At 73.7% G+C, this 25,423-nt stretch carries 21 protein-coding genes; 17 read left to right on the forward strand and 4 right to left on the reverse strand.

Translation table 11 applies throughout. The features are described from left to right. Positions 1 to 4: 4 nt before the first annotated feature. On the forward strand, positions 5 to 757 hold the full coding sequence (locus ACYVK7_RS24975) for a hypothetical protein (RefSeq protein ID WP_460890435.1): 753 nt from the start codon (positions 5 to 7) through the stop codon (positions 755 to 757). Between the two features lie 21 nt (positions 758 to 778). Here ACYVK7_RS24975 and ACYVK7_RS24980 read toward each other — a convergent pair whose 3' ends face one another. Continuing rightward, entirely contained in the window at positions 779 to 4,663 is a 3,885-nt protein-coding gene (locus ACYVK7_RS24980) for a DUF4082 domain-containing protein (RefSeq protein ID WP_460890436.1), read from the reverse strand. A gap of 391 nt (positions 4,664 to 5,054) precedes the next feature. Between ACYVK7_RS24980 and ACYVK7_RS24985 the strand changes: the two genes are divergently transcribed. The 10 genes from ACYVK7_RS24985 (at position 5,055) to ACYVK7_RS25030 (ending at position 16,676) form a co-directional block, all read left to right on the forward strand. Further along, on the forward strand, positions 5,055 to 6,251 hold the full coding sequence (locus ACYVK7_RS24985; RefSeq protein ID WP_460890437.1) for a glycosyltransferase family 4 protein: 1,197 nt from the start codon (positions 5,055 to 5,057) through the stop codon (positions 6,249 to 6,251). A gap of 216 nt (positions 6,252 to 6,467) precedes the next feature. Beyond that, complete coding sequence (locus ACYVK7_RS24990; protein ID WP_460890438.1) at positions 6,468 to 7,580, forward strand: Gfo/Idh/MocA family protein; 1,113 nt, start codon at positions 6,468 to 6,470, stop codon at positions 7,578 to 7,580. Further along, on the forward strand, positions 7,577 to 8,623 hold the full coding sequence (locus ACYVK7_RS24995) for a dTDP-glucose 4,6-dehydratase (protein WP_460890439.1): 1,047 nt from the start codon (positions 7,577 to 7,579) through the stop codon (positions 8,621 to 8,623). The genes ACYVK7_RS24990 and ACYVK7_RS24995 overlap by 4 nt, the downstream gene beginning before the upstream one ends. Continuing rightward, entirely contained in the window at positions 8,620 to 9,777 is a 1,158-nt protein-coding gene (locus ACYVK7_RS25000) for a DegT/DnrJ/EryC1/StrS family aminotransferase (RefSeq protein ID WP_460890440.1), read from the forward strand. The genes ACYVK7_RS24995 and ACYVK7_RS25000 overlap by 4 nt, the downstream gene beginning before the upstream one ends. After that, on the forward strand, positions 9,774 to 10,427 hold the full coding sequence (locus tag ACYVK7_RS25005; RefSeq protein ID WP_460890441.1) for an acetyltransferase: 654 nt from the start codon (positions 9,774 to 9,776) through the stop codon (positions 10,425 to 10,427). The genes ACYVK7_RS25000 and ACYVK7_RS25005 overlap by 4 nt, the downstream gene beginning before the upstream one ends. After that, positions 10,424 to 11,602 carry a glycosyltransferase family 4 protein gene (locus ACYVK7_RS25010; protein WP_460890442.1) on the forward strand — a complete coding sequence of 393 codons (1,179 nt, stop codon included), beginning with the start codon at positions 10,424 to 10,426 and terminating at the stop codon, positions 11,600 to 11,602. The genes ACYVK7_RS25005 and ACYVK7_RS25010 overlap by 4 nt, the downstream gene beginning before the upstream one ends. Then, positions 11,595 to 13,079, forward strand: a complete 1,485-nt coding sequence (locus ACYVK7_RS25015; RefSeq protein ID WP_460890443.1) for an oligosaccharide flippase family protein — start codon at positions 11,595 to 11,597, stop codon at positions 13,077 to 13,079. Before ACYVK7_RS25010 ends, ACYVK7_RS25015 begins: the two co-directional genes overlap by 8 nt. Continuing rightward, positions 13,079 to 14,260 (forward strand): DegT/DnrJ/EryC1/StrS family aminotransferase, encoded by a 1,182-nt coding sequence (locus ACYVK7_RS25020; protein WP_460890444.1) that lies wholly within the window; start codon positions 13,079 to 13,081, stop codon positions 14,258 to 14,260. Before ACYVK7_RS25015 ends, ACYVK7_RS25020 begins: the two co-directional genes overlap by 1 nt. Beyond that, on the forward strand, positions 14,257 to 15,441 hold the full coding sequence (locus tag ACYVK7_RS25025) for a glycosyltransferase family 2 protein (protein ID WP_460890445.1): 1,185 nt from the start codon (positions 14,257 to 14,259) through the stop codon (positions 15,439 to 15,441). The genes ACYVK7_RS25020 and ACYVK7_RS25025 overlap by 4 nt, the downstream gene beginning before the upstream one ends. After that, entirely contained in the window at positions 15,438 to 16,676 is a 1,239-nt protein-coding gene (locus tag ACYVK7_RS25030; protein WP_460890446.1) for a rhamnosyltransferase WsaF family glycosyltransferase, read from the forward strand. Before ACYVK7_RS25025 ends, ACYVK7_RS25030 begins: the two co-directional genes overlap by 4 nt. On the opposite strand, the gene ACYVK7_RS25035 is transcribed toward ACYVK7_RS25030, so the two are convergent. Beyond that, positions 16,594 to 17,307 (reverse strand): hypothetical protein, encoded by a 714-nt coding sequence (locus tag ACYVK7_RS25035; protein WP_460890447.1) that lies wholly within the window; start codon positions 17,305 to 17,307, stop codon positions 16,594 to 16,596. The two genes, ACYVK7_RS25030 and ACYVK7_RS25035, sit on opposite strands and share 83 nt — an antisense overlap. A gap of 125 nt (positions 17,308 to 17,432) precedes the next feature. Between ACYVK7_RS25035 and ACYVK7_RS25040 the strand changes: the two genes are divergently transcribed. The 5 genes from ACYVK7_RS25040 (at position 17,433) to ACYVK7_RS25060 (ending at position 21,982) form a co-directional block, all read left to right on the forward strand. Continuing rightward, positions 17,433 to 18,170: a hypothetical protein gene (locus ACYVK7_RS25040; RefSeq protein WP_460890448.1), complete on the forward strand. Its 738-nt coding sequence runs from the start codon at positions 17,433 to 17,435 to the stop codon at positions 18,168 to 18,170. Next, a complete protein-coding gene (locus ACYVK7_RS25045; protein WP_460890449.1) occupies positions 18,167 to 19,480 on the forward strand; it encodes an O-antigen ligase family protein in 1,314 nt (437 codons plus the stop codon). Before ACYVK7_RS25040 ends, ACYVK7_RS25045 begins: the two co-directional genes overlap by 4 nt. 83 nt (positions 19,481 to 19,563) lie before the next feature. Further along, complete coding sequence (locus ACYVK7_RS25050) at positions 19,564 to 20,217, forward strand: polysaccharide deacetylase family protein (RefSeq protein ID WP_460890450.1); 654 nt, start codon at positions 19,564 to 19,566, stop codon at positions 20,215 to 20,217. Then, positions 20,217 to 21,116, forward strand: a complete 900-nt coding sequence (locus tag ACYVK7_RS25055) for a glycosyltransferase (RefSeq protein WP_460890451.1) — start codon at positions 20,217 to 20,219, stop codon at positions 21,114 to 21,116. Before ACYVK7_RS25050 ends, ACYVK7_RS25055 begins: the two co-directional genes overlap by 1 nt. After that, a complete protein-coding gene (locus tag ACYVK7_RS25060) occupies positions 21,113 to 21,982 on the forward strand; it encodes a glycosyltransferase family 2 protein (RefSeq protein WP_460890452.1) in 870 nt (289 codons plus the stop codon). Before ACYVK7_RS25055 ends, ACYVK7_RS25060 begins: the two co-directional genes overlap by 4 nt. A gap of 25 nt (positions 21,983 to 22,007) precedes the next feature. Here ACYVK7_RS25060 and ACYVK7_RS25065 read toward each other — a convergent pair whose 3' ends face one another. Together ACYVK7_RS25065 and ACYVK7_RS25070 are read right to left on the reverse strand one after the other, a co-directional pair. Beyond that, positions 22,008 to 22,991: a hypothetical protein gene (locus ACYVK7_RS25065; RefSeq protein WP_460890453.1), complete on the reverse strand. Its 984-nt coding sequence runs from the start codon at positions 22,989 to 22,991 to the stop codon at positions 22,008 to 22,010. Beyond that, complete coding sequence (locus tag ACYVK7_RS25070; RefSeq protein ID WP_460890454.1) at positions 22,988 to 24,253, reverse strand: glycosyltransferase family 4 protein; 1,266 nt, start codon at positions 24,251 to 24,253, stop codon at positions 22,988 to 22,990. The genes ACYVK7_RS25065 and ACYVK7_RS25070 overlap by 4 nt, the downstream gene beginning before the upstream one ends. Positions 24,254 to 24,429: 176 nt before the next feature. Between ACYVK7_RS25070 and ACYVK7_RS25075 the strand changes: the two genes are divergently transcribed. Beyond that, entirely contained in the window at positions 24,430 to 25,299 is an 870-nt protein-coding gene (locus ACYVK7_RS25075; RefSeq protein ID WP_460890455.1) for a GNAT family N-acetyltransferase, read from the forward strand. The last annotated feature ends 124 nt before the right edge of the window (positions 25,300 to 25,423 follow it).

Consider the following 25,423-nt stretch of genomic DNA (forward strand, 5'->3'; position numbering starts at 1 on the left):
CACCATGTCGAAGATCCGCAGAGAGCCGCGCACCGCCCCGCGGGGCTGGTGCGTCGCCCCGCTGCTGGCCGTCACCCTGGCCCTGACCGGGTGCACGGCCGGTTCGGACCAGGCGTCCGGCGACAGGACGGCCCCGGCCACGGCGTCGGCCGACCCACGCGACGCCGAACCACGCGACGCCGGGCCCGAGCCGGGCTCGCCGGGCACCGCCAGACCGAGGAGCGCCGAGCCACGCACGTCCGAGCCGAGCACGGCCGAGCCGGGCTCCGCGGGACCGCACGCGCCGGTACCGGACGGGCGCAGCGGCGGCCAGAGCGGGGGCGAGGGCAGCGAGGTCGCCCCGCCCGGTCCCGAGGGCCGGCCCACGGGCGACCGCCTGGGCGACGTCCGGGTCCCGTCCGCCGGCCGGCTGAGCCGGACGCAGGAGACCGGCGACGCCACGGGTCTCGTCCGAGGCTTTCCCGACGACGTGGTGCTCGTGCCCGCGGGCGCCGAGGTGGCCTCCAGCTCCGTGACCGGGACGGACGGCCGCTACCAGGTCGCGCTCGACGCGGTCGTGGAAGGTGCCTGCGCCGACGTCCTGCTCGACTACCGCGCCTGGTTCACGACCGGCGGCTTCGCGGAGACGGGTACGACGAGCCGCCCGGGCCGCACGACGGTGGAGCTCGAGCGGAACGACGAGACCGCCCAGGTGGGCGCCGCCCGGGATCCCGCGGGGTGTGCGGTCACCGTGTTCGCGGTGCTGTCGGTCCGGTGACGACCCCCGGCGGACGCGACGTCACTCGTCGGTGAACACCGGGTCCACCCAGTACCCGGTGCTCTGCCACGAGTACTGCGGGAACCCGCCGCCGTAGACGTAGCGGCCGGCGTCCACCGGCGTCGTCAGGGGACCGACCGTGCGGGGCTGCGCGAAGTAGCCCTGCCCGGCGGCGTAGTGGCCCTGGGGCGCGAGGTAGGACACGACGTACGTGGTCCCCGCCGTGATCGCCACCGGCTGCGGCAGCTGGACCGTCTGCCAGCCCTCACCCTGACCTGACGGCGCCTCGGCGGTCGCGAGGGGCGCGCCGTCGGCCGACCACACCGTCACCGTGTGCGGTCCGGTGTTCCCGGCACCCCGGTAGAACCGGACCGCGCCGACCACACCGTCACGAACGGCGGAGAACTGCGTGCCGAGCTCCACCGCCGCGCCGTCGTCCGCTGCCGCGACGGGTGGCACGTCACTGCCGAAGACCAGGCACGGGCACTCGCCGTCGCGCGCCCGCGTGGTGAACGACCAGGTGGCAGGCCCGATCGACGACCCGTCGGTGGTGGTCCCGGCGAACTGGGCCGTGTAGGTCGTGCCCGGCAGGAGGTCCTCCGGGAGCGCCAGCGTGGCGGTCGCGTCCTGGACGGAGAGGCTGCCGGGCACGGCCTGGCCGTCGGGGCCGGTCAGCGTCAGCGTCGTGCCGGCGGCTGTCAGCGGCTGCGACACCGTGACCGAGACGTCCGTGCCCACCGGCACGTCGACGGCGGCGGCGGACGGCGTCCGCGACACGATCGCCGGAGCGACCGGGGCCGGCTGGAACATCACGTCCACGTGGTAGGCCGTCGAGGTCGCCGTCGTCGGGCACCCCGAGCCGTAGACGTAGGCACCTGCGTTCCGCGGCGTGCTCAGGCTCCCGACGGTGCGCGGGTCACCGAGCGCGCCGAGCGTCGCCGGGTACTCACCGGTCGGCGCGCGGTACCCCACCGTGTACTCCTGCCCGGCGGTCACCTCGACCGGGACGTCGAACGCGACGTCCTGCCAGCCCTGCGGCACGGGGTCCGAGACGGTCGTCCGGGCGAGCTCCTGCCCGCCGGGCCCCCACAGGGAGGCCACGAACGGGCCCTCCATCTCGGTCGACCTCCAGAACTGCATCCCGACGATCTCGCCGTCCACGTCCGGCGAGAGCCGCAGGCCCAGCACGACGGCTTCGTGGTCCGCCGCCGCGGTGAGGTCCGGCGCCGAGGTGTCCTCGTACAGGCCGCACGGGCAGGTCGTGGACGGCGGACGGACGGTCCGGAAGCTCCACGTCCCGCCGGCGGACAGCTCGGTGCCCTCGGCCGACCGGGCGGTGACGGCCACCGTGTACGTGGCGAACCCCGCCCAGGGCGCGGACGGCGTGAAGGTGGCGGTGCGGGTGAGCGCGTCATAGGACACCTGCCCTGCTGCCGCCGTACCCGCGTCGTCGGTCACCGTGAAGTCGATGGAGGACGCGACGGCGTTCTTGGAGAACGTGATGCGCACCGGAGCGTCCAGGGGCACGCTGACCTCTCCCGGGACGGGTTCGTGCGCGGTGGCGACCAGCGGGGACGAGTCGGTGAACGTGAACACGGGGTCGACGTAGTACGCGGCGTTGTCCCAGGACTGGGTCGGCACCGTCCCGGGCGGGCCGTAGAGGCCCGCCGGCTCCGCGCCGAACCCGCCCTCGACGGTGAGCGGACCGGCGTCGCGGCCCCGCGTGAGGAACGCGCCACCGGTCGCCGTGTAGCCGCCGACGGGTGCGGTGTAGGACACGATGTACCGCTCGCCCGCGACCACGGGCACCGGAGTGACGAACGACGCCTCCTGCCACCCGGTCGCCGACTCGCCGGTGAACTCCACCCGGCTCAGCTGCTCGCCGGCCGCGCTCCACAGCGTCCCGTGGTGCACGCCCGTGTTGGCCGCGCCCTTGTGGAAGCGGACGCCGCTGATGTAGCCGTCGTCCGCCGCGACGAACCGCAGGCCCAGCTCGACGGCCGACGAGTCGTCGGCGGGCTCGTCCTCCGGCGGTGCGTCGCCGAACACCGTGCACGGGCACCCGACCTGCACGCCGCGCGTGGCGGCGGGGCCGATGTTCGCGCTGTCGTCGATCGCCCGCGCACGGAGCTCGACCGGCCCGGACCCGAACACCTGCCCGGTGTACTCCCAGCTCGCACGTCCCGTGGCGGGGTGCCAGCTCTCGCCGCCGTCGAGCGACACCTCAACGCCCGCCACGACGCCAGAGGCGTCGGCGGCGGTCCCGGTGACGGTGATCGTCGACCCGCCTGTGAAGGACGCCTGCGCGGCCGGGCTCCCGATCTGGGTCGTCGGACCGGTGGTGTCCGTCGTCCGCGTCGCCGGGGTGATGTCCGCCGCCGGGGTGCCGGGCTGGACCCCCATGTCCGCGAACAGGTTGACGGTCGCCTGGCGCATCCGTGGGTCCGCCGCCGCGCCGTCGCCGTCGTGCTCCGCGTCCAGGCCCCACGACCACTGCACGGTCCCCGCCGAGAACACCAGCGCACCGCTCGGGGCCCGGTACATCGTGATCGTGTGCGTGGTCTCGCCGGGCGCCACCGTGTTGCCGAAGTCCTGCAGGTACTCCGGCACCTCGCCGACCGTCCGCGACATGCGGATCAGGCCCTCGGGACGAAACCCGTTGTCGAGGTCCTCGTTCGACTCGTAACCGACGGTGTGCGGGGCGAGCTCCTGCGACGTCCCGGCGGGCAGGGCGTCCAGCCCGGTACCCCGCCAGATCCGCATGTCGCCCTCCTCGGCCGGGACGGTGACCGGCAGGTCGGAGTAGTTGACCATGTACTGGGTGCCGATGATCTCGTTCTCCGGCCGGCCCGCGCCGTTCGCCGGGCTCGCGTATCGAGGGTCCCGCCACGTCCCGGTCCACTCGCCGGACGGGTCGATCTTGCCGTGGCTCCAGGTCTCCTTGTACGACACGAGCGTGCGGTGGCTCGTCGACGGTCCGGCCACCGAGGGCTCCCAGCGCGTGCGCCAGTACATCTCGTTCCCCGCGAAGAAGGCCAGGTGCACTCCCGCGTCGCGGGCCTGCTCCACAGCGGCCCGCTGCGGACCGGACCAGTATTCGTCGTGGCCGACGGACAGGAACGTCTCGTGGTCGAGCAGCCGCGCACCGTCGCGATGGGTGTCCGCTCCCGCGATATAGGTGACGTCGTAGCCGTTCTGCTCCAGGAACCGCACCATGGCGTACTCGGCGCTGAAGTAGAAGTCGCGGCCGTTCGCGAGCCCACGTGTGGTGAACGGCCGGTTGTAGCTCAGCTTGTAGGCGCGCTGGTTCGCGCCCCCGGAGTAGAAGCTGGATCCGCCGTAGGTGTTGTAGGCCTGCCAGGTCGTGTCCGCCGTCTGGAAGACCATGTCCGACGTGGAACCGTCGTCGCGGACGACGAAGGTGATGTGGCTCTGACCGCCGGTGTCCTGCCGGGTCAGGTGCGCCACGTACACGCCGGACACGGCGGTGAGCGGGACGTCCCACACCGCCGACACCGCCCAGCTCCCGCAGTCGACCAGCTCGACGGACTCCTCCCACGCGCACTCCGGCTGCGTCTGCGGAAGCGTCGCGCTCGGGTCGACGTCGTCGATCTTGCGCGCCCCGAGTCCCTGGTACCAGCCGGTTCGGTAGATGTCGATGGAGTACGCCCGCGCGTCGGTGTCGATCTTGAACGCGATGCGGTCCCCCGCGTCGACGCTCATCTCGGTGGCGAACCCCTGGATGCTGGGGTCCCCCGCGCCCTCGATGTCCCAGACCTGGGGAGAGGTGCCCGGCTTCGAGTTCTCGCACACGACCGCGTTGCCACCGGGCAGGCACGGCAGGATGGCCGCCGCCGCGGAGGGGACCACGGCGAGCAGGGCCGACGACAGGGCCAGGACGACCACGATCGAGACCGCCCGGTGGCGATGGCCTCGAGCGGACCGAGCTGTCGGAGGTGCAAAGGTGCTGCTGCCCACCTCACCACACTAGAAGCGTCCGTGCCGGGTCGGCGGGGCGGGCGGGGATGATCACCCGCGGTTCACCCGGCAGGCCTTGTCCCGACCGGCGCCCGTACAGGACAAAGTATCGGGAATGTTTCCTTGAGCACCTTTCTGCACAATCGGAATAGCCGCCGAAATGCCACCCCGGACCAGGATGAGATTCGGGTGACCTTTGCAGGACGGGCCGGATTTGAACCGGCGGGTGATACGCCGTCTTCACCCTGCTGACGGGTATCTGCAAAGCAGTTCCTGTGGTGACACTTCCCCTATGCATTCCGCCGCTTCACACGTTCTGGTGATTATCCAGAATCTGCCGCTCCGGCTCGATCGGAGGGTGCGCTCCGAGTGCCGCGCCCTGACCGACGCCGGCTACCGGGTGAGCGTCATCTGCCCGCAGGAGCACCCGGGCGAACTCGCCCGGTTCCACCTCGACGAGACCACCGTCTACTCCTACGCACCGCCGCCGGAGGCCCGAGGGCTCGCCGGTTACGTACGCGAGTTCGTCGTCTGCTGGTGGCGCACGGCGCGTGCCTCGATCCGTGTGCACCGTGCCGCACCGTTCCAGGTGATCCAGGCGTGCAACCCGCCGGACACCTTCTGGCTGCTCGCCTGGGCGTGGCGGGCCCGGCACAGGGTGCGCTTCGTCTACGACCAGCACGACCTGTGCCCGGAGGTGTACCTGGCGAAGTTCGGCCGGCAGGGTTTCCTGTACCGGGCGCTGCTGCTGCTGGAGGCCGCGACCTACCGGACGGCGGACCACGTGATCTCGACGAACGGCTCGTACCAGCAGATCGCACAGGGCCGGGGGCGGGTGGACCCGGACCGCAGCTCCGTGGTCATGAGCACACCTGACGCCGAGCTCGTCCAACGCGGGGACACGGAGCCCGGTGCCCGTGACGGCGCCGAGCACCTGGTGTGCTACGTCGGGATCATGGGGGCGCAGGACGGCGTCGACCGGCTGCTCGCCGCCATCGACCACGTGGTGCACCGCCGCGAGCGCACCGACGTGCGGTTCGCCCTGCTCGGCTTCGGCGACGCGCTGGAGGCCCTGCGTGCGGACTGCACGCGGCGCGGGCTGGACCCATGGGTCCACTTCACCGGGAGGGTCGACCACGCGGCGATCGGCCGGTGGCTGTCGAGCGCCGACCTCGGGGTCACGCCGGACCCGCCCAACGAGTTCAACGACCGCTCGACCATGAACAAGACCCTCGAGTACATGGCGCACGAGCTGCCGGTGGTGGCCTCGGACCTCACCGAGACCCGGCGCAGCGCCGGCGACGCCGCACGGTACGTCGCCGGGACGGATCCCGCCGCCTTCGGTGACGCGATCCTCGAGATCCTCGGCGACCCGGACCGCGCCCGCAGGATGGGCACCGTGGGGCGGGCCCGGATCGAGGGCGAGCTGTCGTGGCGCCGCCAGGCCGAGACCTACGTGCGCGTGTTCGACCGCCTCACGGGCCGTACGGGCGCTCTGGCCGAAAAGCCGGGGTGAATACCCGCGGCGCGGTTCTCCATTCACCTCTTTTATTCATCTCGCACGTCTCGCTTTTCACCTCGGGGTGAAAGCGTCGACGGGGGTGAACAGAGGCCGCCGGCGGGTGATTCTTGAACGCACCACCCCGTTCACCGTCGAGGCGGGACGTACATTGATCGGATCCAGGAACTCGACTCTCCGGACCGATCCGGGCCGACACCGGAAGAAGGCAGAATGGACCAGAAGTGTTTGCGGGCGGCCGTGGTGGGCGCCGGTTACTGGGGACCCAACCTGGCACGCAACTTCGTGACGTCCGACCGCTGGCAGCTGGCCGCGGTGTGCGACCTCGACGCGAACCGCGCCGCCCGGGTCGCCGCCGCCAACGGCCAGGCCGACGTCGAGACGTCGCTCACCGCGCTGCTCGACCGGGACGACGTCGACGCCGTCGCCATCGCGACCCCCGCCGGGACGCATCACGCGATAGCGATGGCCGCGCTCCGGGCCGGCAAGCACGTCGTCGTCGAGAAGCCGATCGCCGACCGTGCCGTGTCCGCCGTGGAGATGGTCGCGGAGGCGCGTGCACGTGGCCTGGTGCTGATGACCGACCACACCTACTGCTACACGCCGGCGGCCCGGAAGATCCGCGAGCTGGTGGCGAACGGCGACCTGGGCGAGATCCTGTACATCGACTCCGTGCGGATCAACCTCGGCCTGGTCCAGCCGGACGTGGACGTGTTCTGGGACCTGGCGCCGCACGACCTGTCGATCATCGACTTCATCCTGCCCGGCGGTCTGCAGCCACGGTCGGTGGCCGCGCACGGCGCCGACCCGATCGGCGCGGGCAAGGCGTGCGTGGGCTACCTGGTCCTCCCCCTCCCGGGCGGCGCGGTGGCGAGCGTGCACGTGAACTGGCTCAGCCCCACCAAGGTGCGGCGCATGACCGTCGGCGGGTCGCGCCGCACCCTCGTGTGGGACGACCTGAACCCACAGCAGCGCATCAGCGTCTACGACCGCGGCGTCGACCTCGAGACCCAGGCGCTGGACAGCCTGGAACGGCGGGCGGCGACCATCTCCTACCGGCTGGGCGACACCTGGTCCCCCGCGCTGGAGGAGCGCGAGGCGCTCGGATCCATGGTCAGCGAGCTCGCGGAGGCGATCCACGGCGAGCGCAGGCCCTTGACCGACGGTACGGCCGGGCTGCGTGTCCTCGACGTGCTGGAAGCGGCGGACCGCAGCCTCGCCGCCGGCGGGGGCGTCTCCCCGGTCCGGGCGGGCACCCTCGTCGACGCCGCTGCCGTACCGGCGCTGGAGCTCGCGGGCGAGCACATCTCGGGCGGTGCCGCATGAGCATCCTGCACGGGGCGGACGTCCTCGTCACGGGCGGTGCCGGCTTCATCGGCAGCCACCTCGTCGACGAGCTGGTCGGGCACCGGGGCGTCGCGTCGGTCACCGTGGTCGACTCCCTGGCCAACGGGCAGCGTGCGAACCTGGCCCACCTGGAGAACGACCCGCGGGTCCGGCTCGTCGTCGAGGACGTCCGGAGCGACACGGCGCTCGGTCTGGTCGACCAGGCGGGCGTCGTCTTCCACCTGGCGTGTCTCGGGGTGCGCCACAGCCTGCACGACCCCCGCGAGAACCACGAGGTCAACGCGACCGCGACCCTTGAGCTGCTCGAACGCGCGCGTGCGGCGGGCGTCGGCCGGTTCGTCCACGTCAGCTCGAGCGAGGTGTTCGGCACGGCGCAGTACGCCCCCATGGACGAGAGGCACCCGACCTGGCCGGAGACGGTCTACGGCGGCTCGAAGCTCGCCGGGGAGGCCTACGCACGCGCCGCCTACCGCACCCACGGCATGCCGGTCACCGTCGTCCGCCCGTTCAACACCTACGGCCCGCGCAGCCACTTCGAGGGCGACAGCGGCGAGGTGCTGCCCCGCACCATCGTGCGCGCGCTCTGCGGGCTGCCCGGCTTCGTCTACGGGGACGGCGAGCAGACACGAGACTTCCTGCACGTCTCGGACACGGCACGGGCCCTGGCCGAGATCGCGGGGTGCGACGCCGCCGTCGGCCGCACCGTCAACGTCGGGTCAGGTGCCGAGCTGACCATCAACGACCTGGTGGCGACCGTCGCCCGGATCGTCGGCCGGCCCGACCTCGACCCCGTGCGCCTCGCGGCGCGGCCGGGCGACGTCCGCCGCCTCCTGGTGGACAACACCCTGGTCCGGGAGCTGACCGGGTTCGTGCCGCGCACCAGCTTCGAGCAGGGTGTCGCCGAGCTCGTCGAGTGGTTCCGTGACCGGCCCGAGAGCCCTGCGTCGATGCTGCGCCGGATCGAGGACCGCAACTGGGTCGCCCCGTCGGCCGCACCGGCGAGCGCCGGGGTGGTCTCATGACGACGACGGGAGCGGACCTGACCCGGGTGGACGTCATGAAGCCGTGGCTCGGCGCGGCGGAGATCGCGGCGGTGGCCGAGGTCATCGAGTCCGGCTGGGTCGCCCAGGGCCCGCGCGTCGCGGAGTTCGAGGAAGCGTTCGCCGACGCGATGGAGGCCGGTGCCGCCGTCGCGACCTCGAGCTGCACGACGGCGCTGCACCTCGCCCTGGTCGTCGCGGGTGTCCGCGGGGGGGACGACGTCGTCGTGCCGTCCTTCTCGTTCGTCGCCACGGCGAACGCCCCCACGTACGTCGGCGCACGACCCGTGTTCGCGGACGTGGACGCCGCCACCGGAAACATCACCGCCGAGACGGTCGCCGCCGCCCTCACGCCCGCCACCCGCGCGGTCGTCGCGGTGGACCAGGGCGGTGTGCCGGTCGATCTCGCCCCGATCCGGGAGCTGTGCGACCCGCTCGGCGTCGTCGTGATCGAGGACGCCGCGTGCGGCGCCGGCTCGACCTACCGCGGCCACCCCGTCGGGGCGGGCGCCGAGATCGCCGCCTGGTCGTTCCACCCCCGCAAGATCCTCACCACCGGCGAGGGCGGGATGCTCACGACGAGCCGCCCGGAGTGGGCAGCTCGCGCGCGGCGCCTGCGGGAGCACGCGATGAGCGTCTCGGCGGCCGACCGGCACGCCGCCCTCGTCTCGCCGCCGGAGGAGTACGGGGAGGTCGGGTTCAACTTCCGGATGACCGACCTGCAGGCCGCCGTCGGCCTGGTGCAGCTCGGCAGGCTTCCCGAGATCGTCGCCCGGCGCCGGCAGCTCGCCGCCCGCTACCGCGACGCGCTCGCGGACGTGCCCGGCCTCCGCCTCGTCGACGATCCCCCGTGGGGCACGGGCAACGCGCAGTCGCTGTGGCTGGAGGTGCGGCCGCCGTACGCGACGGACCGCGAGGGGCTGCTCCTGGCGCTCGCCTCGGCGGGGGTCTCCGCGCGGCGCGGCATCATGGCGGCGCACCTCCAGCCCGCGCACGCCGCGCCCCGCCACGCACCGCTGCCGGTGACCGAGCGGCTCACGGCCGACACGCTGATCCTGCCCCTCTTCCACCAGATGACGGACGGCGAGCTGGACCGCGTGATCGCCGCCGTGCGCACGGCCGGGGAGCCACGGTGACCAGCGCCCGCCCGGTGCTCCTGCTGGGCGCGAGCGGGCTCGCCCGCGAGGCGCTGGCGGTGCTGCGCGAGGCCGGCCGCCCGGTGCTCGGCGTACTGGACGACCGCCACGCGGACCTGCCGCCCACCCTCGACGAGGTGCCTGTGCTGGGCGGGATCGAGGACGTGGGCCGGCACCCCGACGCCGACCTGCTGGCCTGTGTGGGTCCCAGCGGCGGGCGGGCGCTGGTGGTCGCCCGCGTGCGCCGGGCCGGGGCGACGCGGTTCGCCTCGGTCGTCGACCCGGCGGTGCGCAACCCCGGTGGCTGCCCGGTCGGCGTCGGGTCGGTCCTGCTGGCCGGCGTCACGATCACCGCCGACGCCGAGCTCGGCGCGCACGTGGTCGCCATGCCCGGCGTCACCGTGACGCACGACTGCCGCGTCGAGGATCTCGCCACGCTCGCCGCGGGGGTGCGGCTGGGCGGCGGCGTGCGCGTGGGCCGGGCCGCCTACCTGGGGATGAACGCCACGGTGCACCCGGGCGTGCGCATCGGTGCGGGCGCCACCGTCGGCATGGGCGCCGTGGTGCTGACCGACGTACCCGACGGCGAGACCTGGGCCGGCGTACCGGCGCGCCCTCTCGTGCCCGCGCCGGCGGGAGGCCCGCGATGAGGGTGGTCGTCTACGTGCACCACATGGAGATCGGCGGGAGCCAGCTCAACGCGCTGGAGCTGGCCCGCGAGACCGCGGCCCTGGGGCACGACGTCGTCGTCCTCGCACCTCCTGGTGGGGCCATGTGGGACGTCGCGCGCCGGTTCGGGCTGGACCTGGAGGCGCTCCCGACGCATCTGACGTGGCCGTCGCCCCGCAACATGGCGCACGCGGTCTCGACGGTGCGCCGCCTGCGCGCCGACGTCGTGCACGCGTACGAGTGGGGCCCGGCGATCGACATCGCCCTCGGCCCGCACCTGCTGCTGGGGACGCCCGCCGTGGTCACGACCCTGTCCATGTACGTGTCGGGCTACATCCCGCGGCACGTGCCACTGATCGTGGGTACCGCCAGGCTCGCGCGGGAGGCAGCGGGCACACGCCGGGACGTGCGGCTCATGGAACCGCCGATCGACACCGTCGCGAACGCCCCGTCGACTCGGGGCAACGGCGCTGCCCGGGCTCGATGGGGGTTCACGCCCGACGACCTGGTGCTCTCCGTGGTCTGCCGCCTCACCGACGACCTCGACAAGACGGCCGGGATCCTGGACGCGATCGCCCTGGTCGACCACGCGGGCTCGAGCAGTCCGCTGCGCCTGCTCGTCGTGGGTGACGGCCCGCGGGCCGACGCCGTCGTGGCGCGGGCCGATGCGGTCAACGGCTGGCTCGGGCGGCGCGCCGTGGTGGTCACCGGCGCGCTCGACGACCCGCGGCAGGCCTACGAGGCGGCCGACGTCGTGCTGGGGATGGGCAGCTCCGTGCTCAAGGGCATGGCGTTCGCCAAGCCCGTCGTCGTGCAGGGCGAGCGGGGCTTCTGGCGCCGCCTGGACGAAGGATCCCTGGGGGCCTTCCTCGACCAGGGCTGGTACGGGTCGGACGGCGCGGGGATGCCGGGCCTCGCGGCCGAGCTGGAGCCGCTGCTGCGCGACGAGGGCCTGCGGGACCACCTCGGCGCGTTCGGGCACCAGGTCGTGACGGAACGGTTCTCCCTGACCGGCGCCGCGCGGCAGCTCGAACAGATCTACCGCTCCGCCGCCGGGTCCGGCCGCCGTTCGGCCGTGTCCCTCGGTCGGACTGCTGCGCTGGTCGCCCGGGACACCGCGCGCGGGCGCCTGCGGGAGAGGCCTGCCGATGGCTGACCGGCAGGCCCTGAGCGGCCAGGTCGGGCGGGCCCTGCGCTGGAGCACCACCGGCACCCTCGTCGTGCGGCTGGGGAACCTGGGGCTCGGGATCGTCATCGCCCGCATCGTGTCGCCCGAGGAGTTCGGCCTCTACGCGATCGCCCTGACCGTGCAGAGCGTGGTCATGGCCCTCGCGGACCTCGGCCTGAGCGCGGACCTGGTCCGCAGCCCCGACTTCGCGCGGCGGACCGGGCCGGTCGCGGTGCTCGGCCTGGTGACCGGCGGCACCCTGACCGTCGTCACCGCGCTGACCGCACCGGCCCTCGCCGCCGCGATGGGCGGCCCCGGCGCGGCCGGGCCGATCGCGATCCTGGCCGCTACGTTCCTGCTCGCCGGCATCGGCGTGGTCCCGTTCGCCACGCTCCAACGGCGGCTCGACCAGCGCAGCCTGTTCCGCTGCAACGCCGTCGACTTCGGTGTCGGCGCGGTGGTGACCCTCGTCCTCGCGGCGCTCGGCCACGGCCTGCTCGGCCTGGCGGTGGGCCGGGTGGCCGGCCAGGCGTGCGGTGTCGCCATGCAGTTCTGGCTCGCCCGCACGGCGCTGCGGTTCTCGTGGGACGCGACGGTAGCGCGCTCCGTGCTCGCCTTCGGACTGCCGGTCGCGGCGGCGAACCTGCTGTCCTGGGTCCTGCTGGCCGTCGACCGGGTGGTGCTCGGGAACACCGCCGGCGCCGTCGAGCTGGGGTACTACGTGCTGGCCGCGAACATCTCGACGTGGCCGATGACCCTGGTGGGCCAGGTGCTGCGGTCGGTCACCCTGCCCGCCTTCTCCCGGGTCCGCGAGCGCGCCCGCGCCGCGCTCGTCCCGCTCCTGGGCCCCGTGTGGTGGGTAGTCGCCGCCGCGGCGGCGATGCTCGCCGCGCTGGCTCACCCGCTGGTCGTCCTGGTCTACGGCGCCCGGTGGGAGCCCGCCGTGCAGATCCTCGTGCCGCTCGCCGTGGTGGGCGCCACCCGCGTGGTCGCGGACGTCCTGGTCGGCTACCTGTACGCACTGGGCCGCTCGCGCAGCGTCCTCGTCGTGCAGGTGGTCTGGCTGGCGGCCCTGATCCCTGCCACCGTGGTGGGCGCGCGGATCGGTGGGGGCACAGGCGTCGGTCTGGCGCAGGCCGTCGTCGCCGTCGGCGTGCTGCTGCCCGCCTACCTCGTGCTGCTGCACCGGTCGCGGGACGAGGTAGGGGCGCTCGTCCGTGCGCTCGCCGTGCCCGGCCTCGCGGCGGTGTGCGCCGTCGGCCTGGGCATGCTCGTCGCCGACCGGGCGGACGGCCCGCTGCTGGGCGGCCTCCTCGGCGGCGCCACGACGCTCGTCGTCTACCTGGCCACCACCGTCGCGTGGGCGCTACCGCGCTTGCGCGCAGCCCGCGCCGCCCTCGACGGACCGGACGAGGCCACCGCGACGCCCGCCGTCCCCGCGTCCCCACCGAGAGGAACGACCTGATGACCGAGACCGTGAGCACGGCTCCCCCGGCGCCTCCGCGGCAGCCGGTGCCCTTCGTGGACCTGCAGGCACAGACCGACGAGGTCGAGCCGGAGATCCGCGAGCGCTGGAACCGGATCCTGGGCACGTCAGGGTTCGTGCTCGGCCCCGAGGTGGACCGCTTCGAGCGGGAGTTCGCCGCGTACTCGGGGGCGCCGCACGCCATCGGCGTCGGCAACGGGACGGACGCGCTGGAGATCGGCCTCCGGGCGGCGGGGATCGGCGCGGGCGACGAGGTGATCGTCCCGGCCAACACGTTCTTCGCGACGGCGGAGGCGGTCCTGCGCTGCGGTGCCACGCTCGTCCCCGCCGACGTCGACGACGACTATCTGCTGGACCCGCAGGACGTCGCCGGCCGGCTGACCCGGCGGACCCGGGCGGTGGTCGCCGTCCACCTGTACGGACAGATGGCTCCCGTGGCTCGCCTGCGCGAGGTGACGGGTCCGGACGTCCTCCTGGTCGAGGACGCCGCGCAGTCCCAGGGCGCCACCCGGGACGGGTTCCGCTCGGGCGGGGCGGGCGACGTGTCCGCCACCAGCTTCTACCCCGGCAAGAACCTGGGCGCGTTCGGCGACGCCGGCGCGGTCCTGACCTCCTCGGAGGACATCGCCGAGCGCGCACGCCGCCTGCGCAACCACGGTGGCACCGACCGGTACGAGCACCTGGAGGTCGGCGCCAACTCTCGCCTCGACGCGCTGCAGGCCGCCGTCCTGTCGGTGAAGCTGACCCGGCTGGACGCCTGGAACGCGCGGCGGTCGGCCGCGGCGGCCCGCTACGGCGACCTGCTGGCGGACGTGTTCGCGGACGTGCCCGAGCTCGTGGCACCGCGCGAGCTGCCCGGGGCCTCCCACGTGTGGCACCTGTACGTGGTGCGTACGCCGGACCGGCCCGCGGTGTCGGCCGCGCTCGGCGCCGCGGGGATCGGGCACGGGATCCACTACCCGGCCCCGGTCCATCTGCTCCCGGCCACCGTCCACCTGGGTTTCCGCGAGGGGCTCGCACCACGCGCCGAGGCGCACGCCCCCCAGATCCTGTCGCTGCCGATGTTTCCCGGCATCACCGCGGCGCAGCAGGAGCACGTCGTCCGCACGCTCCACTCGGCCGTGACGGGCCGGGCCGCACCTCCGGCGGTGCTCCCATGAGCACGGGGACGCTCGACCGGGCGGCCACCGCGTGGCGCACGTGGGTGGACCGGCACGCCACGGGCGGGCGGAGCGGCGGCCGGCTCGTCGCCTGGTTCGGGCGGTGGGTGCGGTCCCCGCTGGCGCCCCGCGACATCCGACGGCTCGCGCCGTCGGCCCCGCTGGCCCGGCCCCGTGTCTCCGTGGTGGTGCCGTGCTTCGGGTACGGCCGCTTCCTGCCGCAGACCGTCGGCAGCCTCGTCAGCCAGGCCGGCGTGGACGTCGAGGTGATCGTCGTCGACGACGCCTCGACGGACGACAGCCTCGCCGTCGCCCGTGCGCTGGCGGAGCGGCACCCGGAGGTGCGCGTCGTCGCGAACGCGCGGAACGTCGGCCAGGTCGAGTCCTTCAACCGAGGCTGGGCGGCCAGCACGGGCGAGCTCGTCGTACGGCTCGACGCGGACGACATGCTGCCGCCCGGTGCGCTCGCCCGGGCGGCCGCCGTGCTGGAGCAGCACCCGGAGGTCGGGCTGGTCTACGGGCACCCGCACCACTTCGACGACGGTACGTCGCCCGAACCCGCGGTCGGCGACCTGACGTGGACCGTCTGGGACGGGCACGCGTGGCTGGCCGAGCGGTGCCGGACGGGCGTCAGCTGCATCACCTCCCCCGAGGTGGTCATGCGCTCCGCCCTGCTCGAGGACGTCGGGCCGCTGGACCCGACGCTCCGGTTCACGATGGACGTCGAGATGTGGCTGCGGCTGGCCGCCGTCAGCGACGTCGCCTACGTGGGCGGCGCGGACCAGGCGCTCCATCGCGAGCACGCGGACAGCCTGAGCGTGAACGAGGGGTCCGGCGCGCTGCTGGACCTGCGCGCCCGCGCCGACGCGTACGACCGGCTGTTCGCCAACGTCGGTGCCCGGCTCCCCGACGCGTCGGCGCTGCACGACCGCGCGCTGGCGGCGCTGGCCCGGGACGCGCTGCGGTACGCGGGGGCGGCCACCGACCGGCGGGAACAACCCGACGAGTACCTGGGGTTCGCTGCCGACATCTGGCCGCCGTCGAAGCACTGGCGCTCGACAGAGCGCGTGCTGCGCCGGCAGCGGCGCGCCGGGCGGTGGCCCGGAGCCGCCGTCCGGCGCGTGGCCCGGCGCGCTCGCGTCGAGCTGCTGTACCTGCGCTGGGCGACGTCCGGCCTGTGACCGAGGGGGACCTGCTGATGAACCGGCTGACCAGAACCACCGCGACGATCCGCCGCCTGCGCCGTGCGGGTGTGCACGGGGTGGCCCAGCGGGTCGCCGCGCGCGCGTACCGGGCCACCGGCGCGGGGTCGCTCGGCTTCCAGCTCGACCCGGCGGACATCGCGGGCACGGTCCCGGACGTGCTGCCGACGCCGGAGGCAGCACCACCGGACCGGCCGCTCACGGTGGGCTGGGTGACGTCACCGCCCGCGGCGGGCTCGGGCGGGCACACCACCCTGTTCCGCATGGTCGAAGGCCTGGAGGCGCGTGGCCACACCTGCGTCCTGTACCTCTACGACCGGCACGGGCTCGACGTCGCCCTGCGCACCGCCGAGCTGCGGCGCGGCTGGCCCGGGGTGCGGGCGGAGGTCCGGGACGCGCGTGCCGGCATCAGCGGGGTGGACGCGGTCGTGGCGTCCTCGTGGGAGTCGGCCCACGTCGTGCTCTCCTGCGGTGTGCGGCCGGTGCACCGGCTGTACTTCGTCCAGGACTACGAGCCGTACTTCTACCCGCGCGGGTCCGAGTACGAGCTGGCGGCCATGACCTACCGGTTCCCGTTCCGGCGCATCGCGCTCGGCGAGATGGTGGCGGGATGCCTCCGGTCCGAGCTGGGCCAGGACAGCGACGTCGTCCCGTTCGGGTGCGACACCCTGACCTACCGCCCGCCGGAGACCGAGGCGCCCCGCTCGGGGGTGGTGCTCTACGCCAAGCCGGACGTCGGCCGCCGGGGCTATCTCCTGGCCCGGCTGGCGCTCGAGCGCTTTCACCGCACGCACCCGGACCAGGAGATCCACGTCTACGGGTCGCGGCCGACGGGCCTGCCGTTCCCGGTGTCGTACCACGGGAACCTCGCTCCGGCGGAGCTGAACGAGCTGTACGGACGGGTCGTCGCCGGGCTCGCGATGTCCTTCACGAACATCTCGCTCGTGGCCGAGGAGATGCTCGCCGCCGGCGTCGTGCCCGTCGTCAACGATTCTCCGCTGGCCCGTGCGGACCTGCCGGGCGCGTACGTCGGGTGGGCGGAGCCGACTCCGGCGGGCATCGCCGCGGAGCTCGCGGCCGCCGTCGACCGGCCGGACGCCGACGTCTACGCCGCGAAGGTCGCCGCGAGCGTCATGGGCCGGTCCTGGGGCCCGACGCAGGAGCGGGTGGCACAGATCGTCGAGGACGAGGTGCGGCGCGGTGGCCGTGCGTGACGGCCCGGCGCCCGCGCGCCTCGAGCACCGCGATGACGGTGAACGTGGCGGCGGCGCCGAGCACCCCGGCCATCCCGACGCTCCGGGCGCGCGACCCCTTCACCTGGTGCACCACCGTGGACTCCGGGGCTACCGTCACGGTGATGTCGTTGACGGGCGCCACCCCGGCGTCGCGCTGCAGGCGGTCCAGCTCGTCGGCGATCTGCGCGATGATCTTCCCCTGCCGGGTCGCGGCCTCGTCGGCGGTGGCCGCGACGACCTCGACGTACAGGACCTGCTCGGCGAAGTGGGGCGCCCACTGGCCACCCGTGTCAGGCAGGCGGATCGACCAGCCGTCACGTACCCCCTCGCCGACCAGCGTCGCGTCCGGGGAGGCGTACTTGGTGACCGCGTCCGGCCCCGAGACCGACTTGGCGACGACACCCGCGGTGATGATCAGGTCCTCGGAGGTGGTGCGCAGGGAGTTGGGGTAGTCGGTGCTCGGCGGCGCGAGGAACACGACCTGCGTGCGGCTCCAGTAGACGCCGTCGTCCAGCGTCGTGGAGTACATGAGTCCCAGCGTCGCCACGGCGCCCGCCACCAGGACGGTCCAGCGTCGCAGTGCCGCACGCACCAGGTCCCACAAGGCCATAGCATCTCCGCTATTTCTCCGCAGCGGGCGAAATTCGCCTCGGAATTCCGTGCTTCGTTCCTTTCCCCGCCCTCGCACGATACCTTTGTCGAGCGCGACGTGATACGCCCGGAAAGGGTGAACCAATGTCATTCCTCGAGGTGATCACAGCCCTGGGCCGCCAGTGGATGGTGACGGTCGCGGGGCTCATGGCGACCGCCGCACTGGTCTGGGGGGCCGCCGCCGTGGAGCCACCCGTCTACACGGCGCGCGCCCTGGTCCTGCTCGTACCCTCCGAGCAGGCCGTCGGCAAGGGCGGCAACCCGTTCCTGGCACTCGGCGGGCTCGACCTCCCTGCGCGCGTGGTGGTCGCGTACTACGAGAGCGACGGCGCCAAGGCCGAGTTCACCTCCGGTTCCCCCGACGCCGAGTACGTCGTGGCCATCGAGGAGTCGACGCGCGGACCGGTGATCGCCGTCGACGTGACGGACGCGACGCCGCGGCGAGCCCTGGAGACCCTCGACCGGCTCACCTCGTCGATCCCTGAGGAGCTGCGGCGGCTCCAGGCCGAGGTCGACGCACCGCAGAACGCCATCGTGTCGACGCTCGTCCTCGCCAAGGACGAGCGGGCGGAGATCGACACCAGCGGCACGGTGCGAATGCTCATCGCCGCCGCCGGCGCCGGGCTGGTGGTGACCGTCGTCGGCGCCGTGGCGACCGACGGGCTACGGCGCAGCCGGGTGCGGCGCCGGGCACCGGTCACCGGGCCACCGGTCCTCAAGCCGCCGGACAGCGGCCCGACGTGGAACAACCCCGCCCCCGACTCCCGCGACCGCCGGAGGGACGACACGCCCGCCCGGGCGTCCACCGCGGAGCCCCGGTGACGCAGACCCGGCCTGCCGCGAACCACCGGCACGCCGCACCAGCTCGCTCGGCGTTCCGGCGGGCCGTGCCGTTCGACGTCGTCACATGGCTGTCCATCTACCTGGTCCTGCTGTTCGCCGTGCCCTCCAAGCTCGTGATCGGGCCGCTCGGCAGCGCGGGTGCACCGTCGATGGTGGCCGGCCTCGCGAGCCTGCTGCTCTGGGTGCTGATCGGCGTCGGGGCGACCGGACCGGCGCTGAGCCGTCCCCGGCAGGTCAGGGTGGCCCTCGGCCTGTTCCTGTTCGGTGTCGGGGTGTCGTACGTCATCGCGATGTCGCGGCCCGTCGTGTCGGGCGAGATCAGCCCCGCCGACGTCGGGCTCCTGTCGCTCCTCGCCTGGTCGGGCATGCTCCTCCTCGCGCACGACGGGATCGGGTCCGCCGAGCGGCGCGACCTGCTGGTGTGGCGGCTGGCCCTCGCGGGCGGGGCCCTCGCCCTGCTGGGGCTCGCCCAGTTCGCCGTCGGCGAGCTGTTCGTGGACCGGATCTCCCTGCCCGGGCTGACCCTCACGTCGCCGTACGAGCTCGGGGAACGCAACGGACGCGTCCGCCCGCAGGGCACGGCGACCCACCCCATCGAGTACGGCGTCCTGGTCACCATGCTGCTGCCGCTGGCGCTGCACGTCGGCTTCCAGCACACCGAGCGCCGGGCCCTGGTGCGCTGGGCCCCTGCCGCGGCGTCGCTCGCGCTGGTGCCCGCGACGGGTTCCCGGTCAGCCTACGTCGGCGCCGCCGTCGGCCTCGTGATCATGCTCCTCGGCTGGAAGGGATCACGGCGCCGCGTGATGCTCGGCGTCACCGCGGCGGGCACGGTCGCGGGGCTGGTCGTCGCGCCGGGCATGCTGGCGTCGATCCTCGGCCTGTTCACCGGGGCCGCCGACGACCCGAGCGTCGCCTCACGGACCGGATCGTTCGCGCTGGCGGGAGACTTCATCGCCCGTGACCCCCTGTTCGGACGAGGGCTGGGCACCTTCCTGCCCACGTACCGGATCTTCGACAACCAGTACCTGTTGCTCCTGGTGACCATCGGCGTGGTCGGCACGGCCCTGTTCTGCGGCCTCGGCCTGGCGGCGGTCCGAGCGCTCCTGCGGGCGCGCGCACACAGTGCGGGCACCGACGCCAGGTCCCACGACCTGGCGCTGGCCCTCATCGCCTCGGTGGTCGTCGGGTTCGTCAGCCTGCTCTTCTTCGACGCGTTCGCGTTCCCGATGACGATGGGCGCCCTCTTTCTCCTGGTCGGCCTCACGGGGTCGTTGCGCGGCCCTGCATAGCCACGCACACCGGCCCGTCAATCACCCGGACATTCACCCTCGGCCGTATTCCGTGCCGGTAGTTCTTCGTTCACGATAAACAAATGATCAATCTCTGCTTTCACGGAATCGGGACGCCGCCCGGCAGCGTCCCGGCCGGGGAGGCCTCCTACTGGATCGGTGCCGGCACGTTCCGCCGGGTCCTCGACCTGGTCGCCGAGCGTCCGGACGTGCGGATCAGCTTCGACGACGGCAACGCCTCCGACGTCACCGTGGCGCTGCCGGAGCTGCTGGAGCGGGGGCGGGTCGCGGAGTTCTTCGTCATCGCGGGCCGCCTCGGCGTCCCCGGCTCGCTGTCGCCCGACGACGTGCGCCGGCTGCGCCACGCCGGGATGGGTGTCGGATCGCACGGGATGCACCACCGCGTCTGGCGCAGGCTGGGCCCGGCGGAGCAGCACGAGGAGCTCGTGGTCGCCCGGCGGCGACTCGAGGAGATCCTGGACGAGCCGGTGCGTACGGCGGCCTGCCCGCTCGGCCGGTACGACCGCGTGACCCTGGCCGCGCTGCGGCGGTTGCGCTACACCCGCGTCTACACCAGTGACCGCGCACTGGCGCGGCCGGGCACCTGGCGGCAGGCCCGGTTCAGCCTCCGCGCCCACGACACCCCCGACGACGTGGCCCGCTGGCTCCGGCACGGCGACCGCCGGGCCACGCGGCTCGCCGACTCGGCGCGCACCTTCGTCAAGGGACTGCGCTGATGGGGGCGGAGGTCGCCGCGGTCGTCGTGACCTACAACAGCGCCCGGCACGTCGGCGCACTCCTCGACAGCCTGCCCGGCGCCTTCGGCGACGTCCCGTACACGACGGTGGTCGTCGACAACGGGTCCACCGACGGGACACCGGCGCTGCTGCGGCGGCGGGGCGACTGCGCGGTGGTCGAGAGCGTGAACGACGGCTACGGGGCGGGCATGAACCGTGCGGTACGCCACGCGCCGGAGACGGCCGCGGTCCTCGTGCTCAACCCGGACGTGGAGCTCGACGCCGAGGCGGTGCCGCGGATGCTGAGCGTGCTGCGGCGGCCGGGGGTCGGCATCGTGGTCCCCCGTACGCGCGAGGCGGACGGGAGCCTGTCCCCGACGCTGCGGCGCACGCCGACCGTGGCCCGCGCCGGAGGTCTCAGCTTCACCCGCGTGCCGTGGCTCGCGGAGCGGGTCGAGGACCCGCGGGCCTACACCACCGAGCACGCCGTGGACTGGGCGGTCGGCGCGATCTGGCTCGTGGACCGGGAGTGCTTCGACGCCGTGGGCGGTTTCGACGAGTCGTACTTCCTCTACTCCGAGGAGACGGACTTCGCGCTCCGGGCCCGGGACCGCGGCTGGGCCACGGTCTACGCGCCGACGGCGGGCGGCATGCACATCGGTGGCGGCTCCGGCACGAGCCACGAGACCCACACCATGCAGATGCTGAACCGGGTGCGCCTGATCCGGCGCCGACGCGGCACGGGAGCCGCCTGGCTGTACTACGCGGCGACCCTGCTGGTGGAGCTCCGCCGCGGCCTGCTGGGACACCGCGCGTCCTGGCCGACGCTGCGGGCGCTCGTACGCCCGGCTCAGCGCCCGGCCGCGCTCGGGGCGAGCGACGCGGTGCTACCGCGATGAGCCGGCCGGCCGGAGAGGCCGCGGTGCGGGCGCCGGTGGCGTCCGTCATCGTTCCCGCGCATGACGAGGAGCACACGATCGGGCGTCTTCTGGAGGCGTTGTGCGCCGAACCCGGCAGGTTCGAGACGGTGGTCGCGTGCAACGGGTGCACGGACGGGACGGCGCGCGTGGCCGCGCGGTACCCCGTGTCCGTGCTCGACCTGCCGGAGCCGTCAAAGACGCGCGCCCTGCGCGCCGCGGACCAGGTGGCCGGGACCTTCCCTCGCGTGTACCTCGACGCCGACGTCGAGATCACCGCTGACGGCGTGGCCCGACTCGCGGCCGCCGTCGGCCCCGGGCGCGCGGCGGTCGCGGCACCACGCCGCGCCATGCCGCGCGCGGGCGTCACCGTGCTCGCCCGCTGGTACTACGACGTCTGGGAGGCGCTGCCCACCGTGCGCTCGGGCCTGTTCGGACGCGGGGCCCTCGCCGTGTCCCGCGACGGCGCGCACCGGGTCGGGGCGCTGCCCGACATGATGGCCGACGACCTCGTGCTCGCCGAGGCGTTCGCACCGGCCGAGCGCGTCATCGTGCAGGACGTCGCCGTCGTGGTGCACCCGGCGCGCACCCTGCGCGACCTGGTCCGCCGCCGTGCACGGGTGACGACCGGCAACGTCCAGGCCGACCGGGCCGGCCTGCGCGGGGCCGACGCGCGTACGACGCTCGGCGACCTCTGGCAGGTCCTGCGGGAGCGGCCGGGGCTGGCGCCGCGGATCCCTGTGTTCCTCGGCGTCGTGCTCGCCGGGCGCGTACGTGCCCGCGGCGCCCTGCGCGCAGGAGACTTCACCACCTGGGAACGGGATGCCAGCTCCCGCACGGGGAGCTGACCGGACTCGGCGCACCGGCCGGTGCTCAGGTGCCGCTGCCCGCGCACTCGATCGCGCTGCCCGGAGTCGTCCGGCCGTCGCTCACCGTCACGACGTGCGCCTGCCACGTGGTCAGTGCCGAGCAGAGGACGTCGACCGGTCCGTAGCCCCAGCTGTCCTCCACCACCTGCAGGTCGCGCACGGTTCCAGGCGTGCCGGCACGGAAGGGGTAGCCCCCTCCTTCGACCAGCAGCCCGTCGACGGTCAGCGACGTGTTGCCCTGGCCGCTCGGGTAGAAGAAGGGCGCGGTCCCGTAGCAGTCCTCGCGCTCGCGCATGACGATCCACGTCCGCCGGACCGTCACGCTGCCGCCGCCGTACCCCTGGATGCCGTCGCCGTGCCAGTCGGGACACACGTCGGGCGGGGTGATCCGGACGAACGAGTCCTCGACGACGACGTCACCGCACTGCTTGGCGCCCACCCTGATCCCCTCGGGGACGCCGTCGATCACCACGTCCCGCACGGTGAAGCCACCGTTGCCGATGACCGGCAGGTCGGTGTCCCGTGTCCGCGCGGAGCCCGCGACGAAGGTGGACGCCTCGATCACCAGGCCGGTCCCGCAGGTGTCCTCGGCATCGTTCACCACCTTGGCCCCGACGGCGTGCACCCGCCGGAGCGTGACGTCCCGCGCCGCGACATGGATGACGCCGTCCGTGATCCGCAGGTCCTCGACCACGGTCCCCGCCGTGCGGATCCAGAGGTCCCCCGTGTGGGTGCGCCGCGGCGACCACCCGGGAGGGAGCCCTGCCGTCGTGGCCGTCGGGAAGGTGATCGGCGTTCCCGCCCCGACGGACGCGGTGGGGCCGCCGGCACCCGCCGGGCTCTCCCCCGCGGAGTCGGACGGCGGCGGGGGCTGGACGAGCGTCGTGAGCGCGACCGCGACCAGCGCACCGACGACCCACCGGAGCGCCATCCGTACGGACGGAGTGCCCATGCGGTCCATCGTGGCACGCTGGCTCTCGTCGTTCATCCGGGCACCTGGCCGCCGCTCGTCGCACGCGAGGCGGCGATCTGCTCGTAGAGATCCGTCATGCGATCGATCCGGCGGTCCCACAGGTGGGTCGCCGCCACGTGCTCGCGGGCCGCCTCCCCCATCCGCAGCCGCCGCTTCGGGTCGGTGACCAGGCCGCGGACCGCCGTGGCCACGTCCCGGGCGAGCTGAGCCGGTGACTCGGCCGGCAACCGGACGGCGCACGCGTCGGACACGTTCGCCCCCGGACCACCGCGGCCGCACACGACGAGCGGCAGCCCGTGCGACATGGCCTCGAGCACGACGGCACCGCCCGGCTCGCGGTAGCTCGGGAAGACGAAGATGTCGGCACGCTCGTAGAAGTGGTCGACCTCCGCACGGGTCACCGCGCCATGGACCAGCACCCGCTCCGCGAGCCCGAGATCACGCACCAGGTCGGCGCACGCCGCACGGTCGGCCCCGTCCCCCACCACGTCGAGCACCACCGGGAGGTCGCGCAGCTGCGCCATGGCACGGATCGCGTCCCGCGCTCCCTTGGTGCGCACGAGCCGCCCGACGTACAGCAGCCGGACCGGGCCGGGACGGCCCGCCCGGTCCCGCTGGGGTGGGAGTGCGTGGACGGCGACGTCACCGAGCGTCTCGAACCGGCGCAGCCGCAGGTCGCCCAGGAGCTCGCGCACGTAGGGGGCGATGCCCACCACGCAGTCGGCCCGCTCGTAGGTGGCACGCAGGAGCGGATCACGCCTGAGCCGGAGCCGGTCGAGTCCTCGGAGGCGTTGGTACCAGGGCGTCGCGGCCTCCTCGGGGACGAACGCGGGCGGGGACGCCAGACTGCCGCCGACCGGCCCCACCACCAGGGGGACACCCAGGCCGACGACGGGTGAGGGGTAGCGCAGGGCCACGGGCGTCGCCTGGTGTGCCACGTCGAACCGCTCGCCCGCCGCGAGCCGGCTCCGGACGTAGCGCCGGGCCCGCACGTAGAACGGCACGTAGGCCGGCTGGAGCAAGCTGTTCAGCCGCTCCGCACGGTGCACCAGCGGCGGCTCCGCCCATTCCACGACCCGGACCGTCGGGAGCTGCCGCGACGGTGGCACGTGTCCCCTCTTGTACGTCGACAGGAGTGTCACGCGAAACCGCTGCGACAGCCGGAGCGCCCACTGGTGGGCGAGCCACGACTCCCCCACGTCCTCGCCGTCGCACGCGGGCGCGATCAGCAGCACGTGAGCCACGCGCGATGGACCCAGCGATCCGTTGACGGCCATCACCCGATAGTGCGGGCTCGTGGACGGCAAAGGCAGCCCTCTGCCGGGTGAACGCAGGGGTGAGAAAAACGCCGCCCGCCATGTTTCAGGGAATGACGGGATGAAATTCTGCGGCACCGGCTTCTTCACCCCGCACACTGCCTGCCGCCGCGTTTTCACCGCGCCATACTGCGAACGTGGCACATTCGACCGATGTCGCGCTCGCCCCGATCACACCGGACGACCTTTCCCGCGTGGGCGAGTTTCTCAGCGCGCACCTGAACGGCTCGCTGACGCCCGAACGATGGGCTCGGTCGCTGCGCCCCACGTGGACCACGAGCCACCCCGACCACGGGTTCCTGCTCGAGTCCGACGGCCGGGTCGTCGGCGTGTACGCCGGGCTCTACTCCGAGGCCGGCGGCCCTGGCCGGCAGCGGGCGGTGTGCAACCTCGCGGCGTGGTGCGTCCTGGACGAGTTCCGCCAGCACTCGCTGCGGCTGGTGCGCGCGATGCTCGCCCAGCGGGACCGCGAGCTCACCGACCTCTCCCCGAGCGGCACCGTGGTACCCCTGAACGAGCGCCTCGGCTTCCGCCACCTGGACACCTCCGGCGCACTGGTCGTCAACCTTCCCCTGCCCGTGCGGCCCGGTGTCCGCCTGGTGACCGGGCGGACGGGCATCGAGGCCGTCCTCACGGGCGGCGACCTGGCCGCCTACCGCGACCACGCCGACTCGGCCGCGGCCCGGCACGTCGTGGTCGTCGCCGACGGGCGGCCGTGCTGGGTGGTGTTCCGCAGGGTGCGACGCAAGCGGGTCGGCCTGTTCGCCTCGGTGCTCCACGTGAGCGACCGCGCCGTGTTCGGCACGGCCGCTCCCGCGGTGTACCGGCACATCCTGCTCGCGCACCGGCTGCCGTTCACCCTGGTGCAGACCCGGGTGTGCGGCCGCCGGCCATGGCACTCGGTACCGCTGTCCGCACAGCGGCCGGCGATGTACCTGAGCCGGGCCGGGGAGCCCCCGGAGTCGGTCACGTACCTCTACAGCGAGCTCACCCAGGTCCCGTGGTGAATGCGACGGGGAACACTTCACCCGGCCCGCGAGATGAATACCCGCCCGGCTCGCAGGAATTCACCTCTGAAGATTCACCTCGTCGAATTATTTCGACCCTTTGATTCGACTTCCGACCCGGTCG

It is taken from the genome of Promicromonospora xylanilytica, assembly GCF_054782895.1.

What these genes read in the sequence shown, in the direction of transcription:
- ACYVK7_RS25055 (WP_460890451.1), top strand. Translation starts at nt 20,217, where the DNA reads ATGGGGGCGGAGGTCGCCGCGGTCGTCGTGACCTACAACAGCGCCCGG.
- ACYVK7_RS25040 (WP_460890448.1), top strand. Translation starts at nt 17,433, where the DNA reads ATGTCATTCCTCGAGGTGATCACAGCCCTGGGCCGCCAGTGGATGGTG.
- ACYVK7_RS24995 (WP_460890439.1), top strand. Translation starts at nt 7,577, where the DNA reads ATGAGCATCCTGCACGGGGCGGACGTCCTCGTCACGGGCGGTGCCGGC.
- ACYVK7_RS25010 (WP_460890442.1), top strand. Translation starts at nt 10,424, where the DNA reads ATGAGGGTGGTCGTCTACGTGCACCACATGGAGATCGGCGGGAGCCAG.
- ACYVK7_RS25060 (WP_460890452.1), top strand. Translation starts at nt 21,113, where the DNA reads ATGAGCCGGCCGGCCGGAGAGGCCGCGGTGCGGGCGCCGGTGGCGTCC.
- ACYVK7_RS25035 (WP_460890447.1), bottom strand. Translation starts at nt 17,307, where the DNA reads ATGGCCTTGTGGGACCTGGTGCGTGCGGCACTGCGACGCTGGACCGTC.
- ACYVK7_RS25050 (WP_460890450.1), top strand. Translation starts at nt 19,564, where the DNA reads ATGATCAATCTCTGCTTTCACGGAATCGGGACGCCGCCCGGCAGCGTC.
- ACYVK7_RS24990 (WP_460890438.1), top strand. Translation starts at nt 6,468, where the DNA reads ATGGACCAGAAGTGTTTGCGGGCGGCCGTGGTGGGCGCCGGTTACTGG.
- ACYVK7_RS24975 (WP_460890435.1), top strand. Translation starts at nt 5, where the DNA reads ATGTCGAAGATCCGCAGAGAGCCGCGCACCGCCCCGCGGGGCTGGTGC.
- ACYVK7_RS25070 (WP_460890454.1), bottom strand. Translation starts at nt 24,253, where the DNA reads ATGGCCGTCAACGGATCGCTGGGTCCATCGCGCGTGGCTCACGTGCTG.
- ACYVK7_RS25020 (WP_460890444.1), top strand. Translation starts at nt 13,079, where the DNA reads ATGACCGAGACCGTGAGCACGGCTCCCCCGGCGCCTCCGCGGCAGCCG.
- ACYVK7_RS25025 (WP_460890445.1), top strand. Translation starts at nt 14,257, where the DNA reads ATGAGCACGGGGACGCTCGACCGGGCGGCCACCGCGTGGCGCACGTGG.
- ACYVK7_RS25065 (WP_460890453.1), bottom strand. Translation starts at nt 22,991, where the DNA reads ATGAACGACGAGAGCCAGCGTGCCACGATGGACCGCATGGGCACTCCG.
- ACYVK7_RS25000 (WP_460890440.1), top strand. Translation starts at nt 8,620, where the DNA reads ATGACGACGACGGGAGCGGACCTGACCCGGGTGGACGTCATGAAGCCG.
- ACYVK7_RS25015 (WP_460890443.1), top strand. Translation starts at nt 11,595, where the DNA reads ATGGCTGACCGGCAGGCCCTGAGCGGCCAGGTCGGGCGGGCCCTGCGC.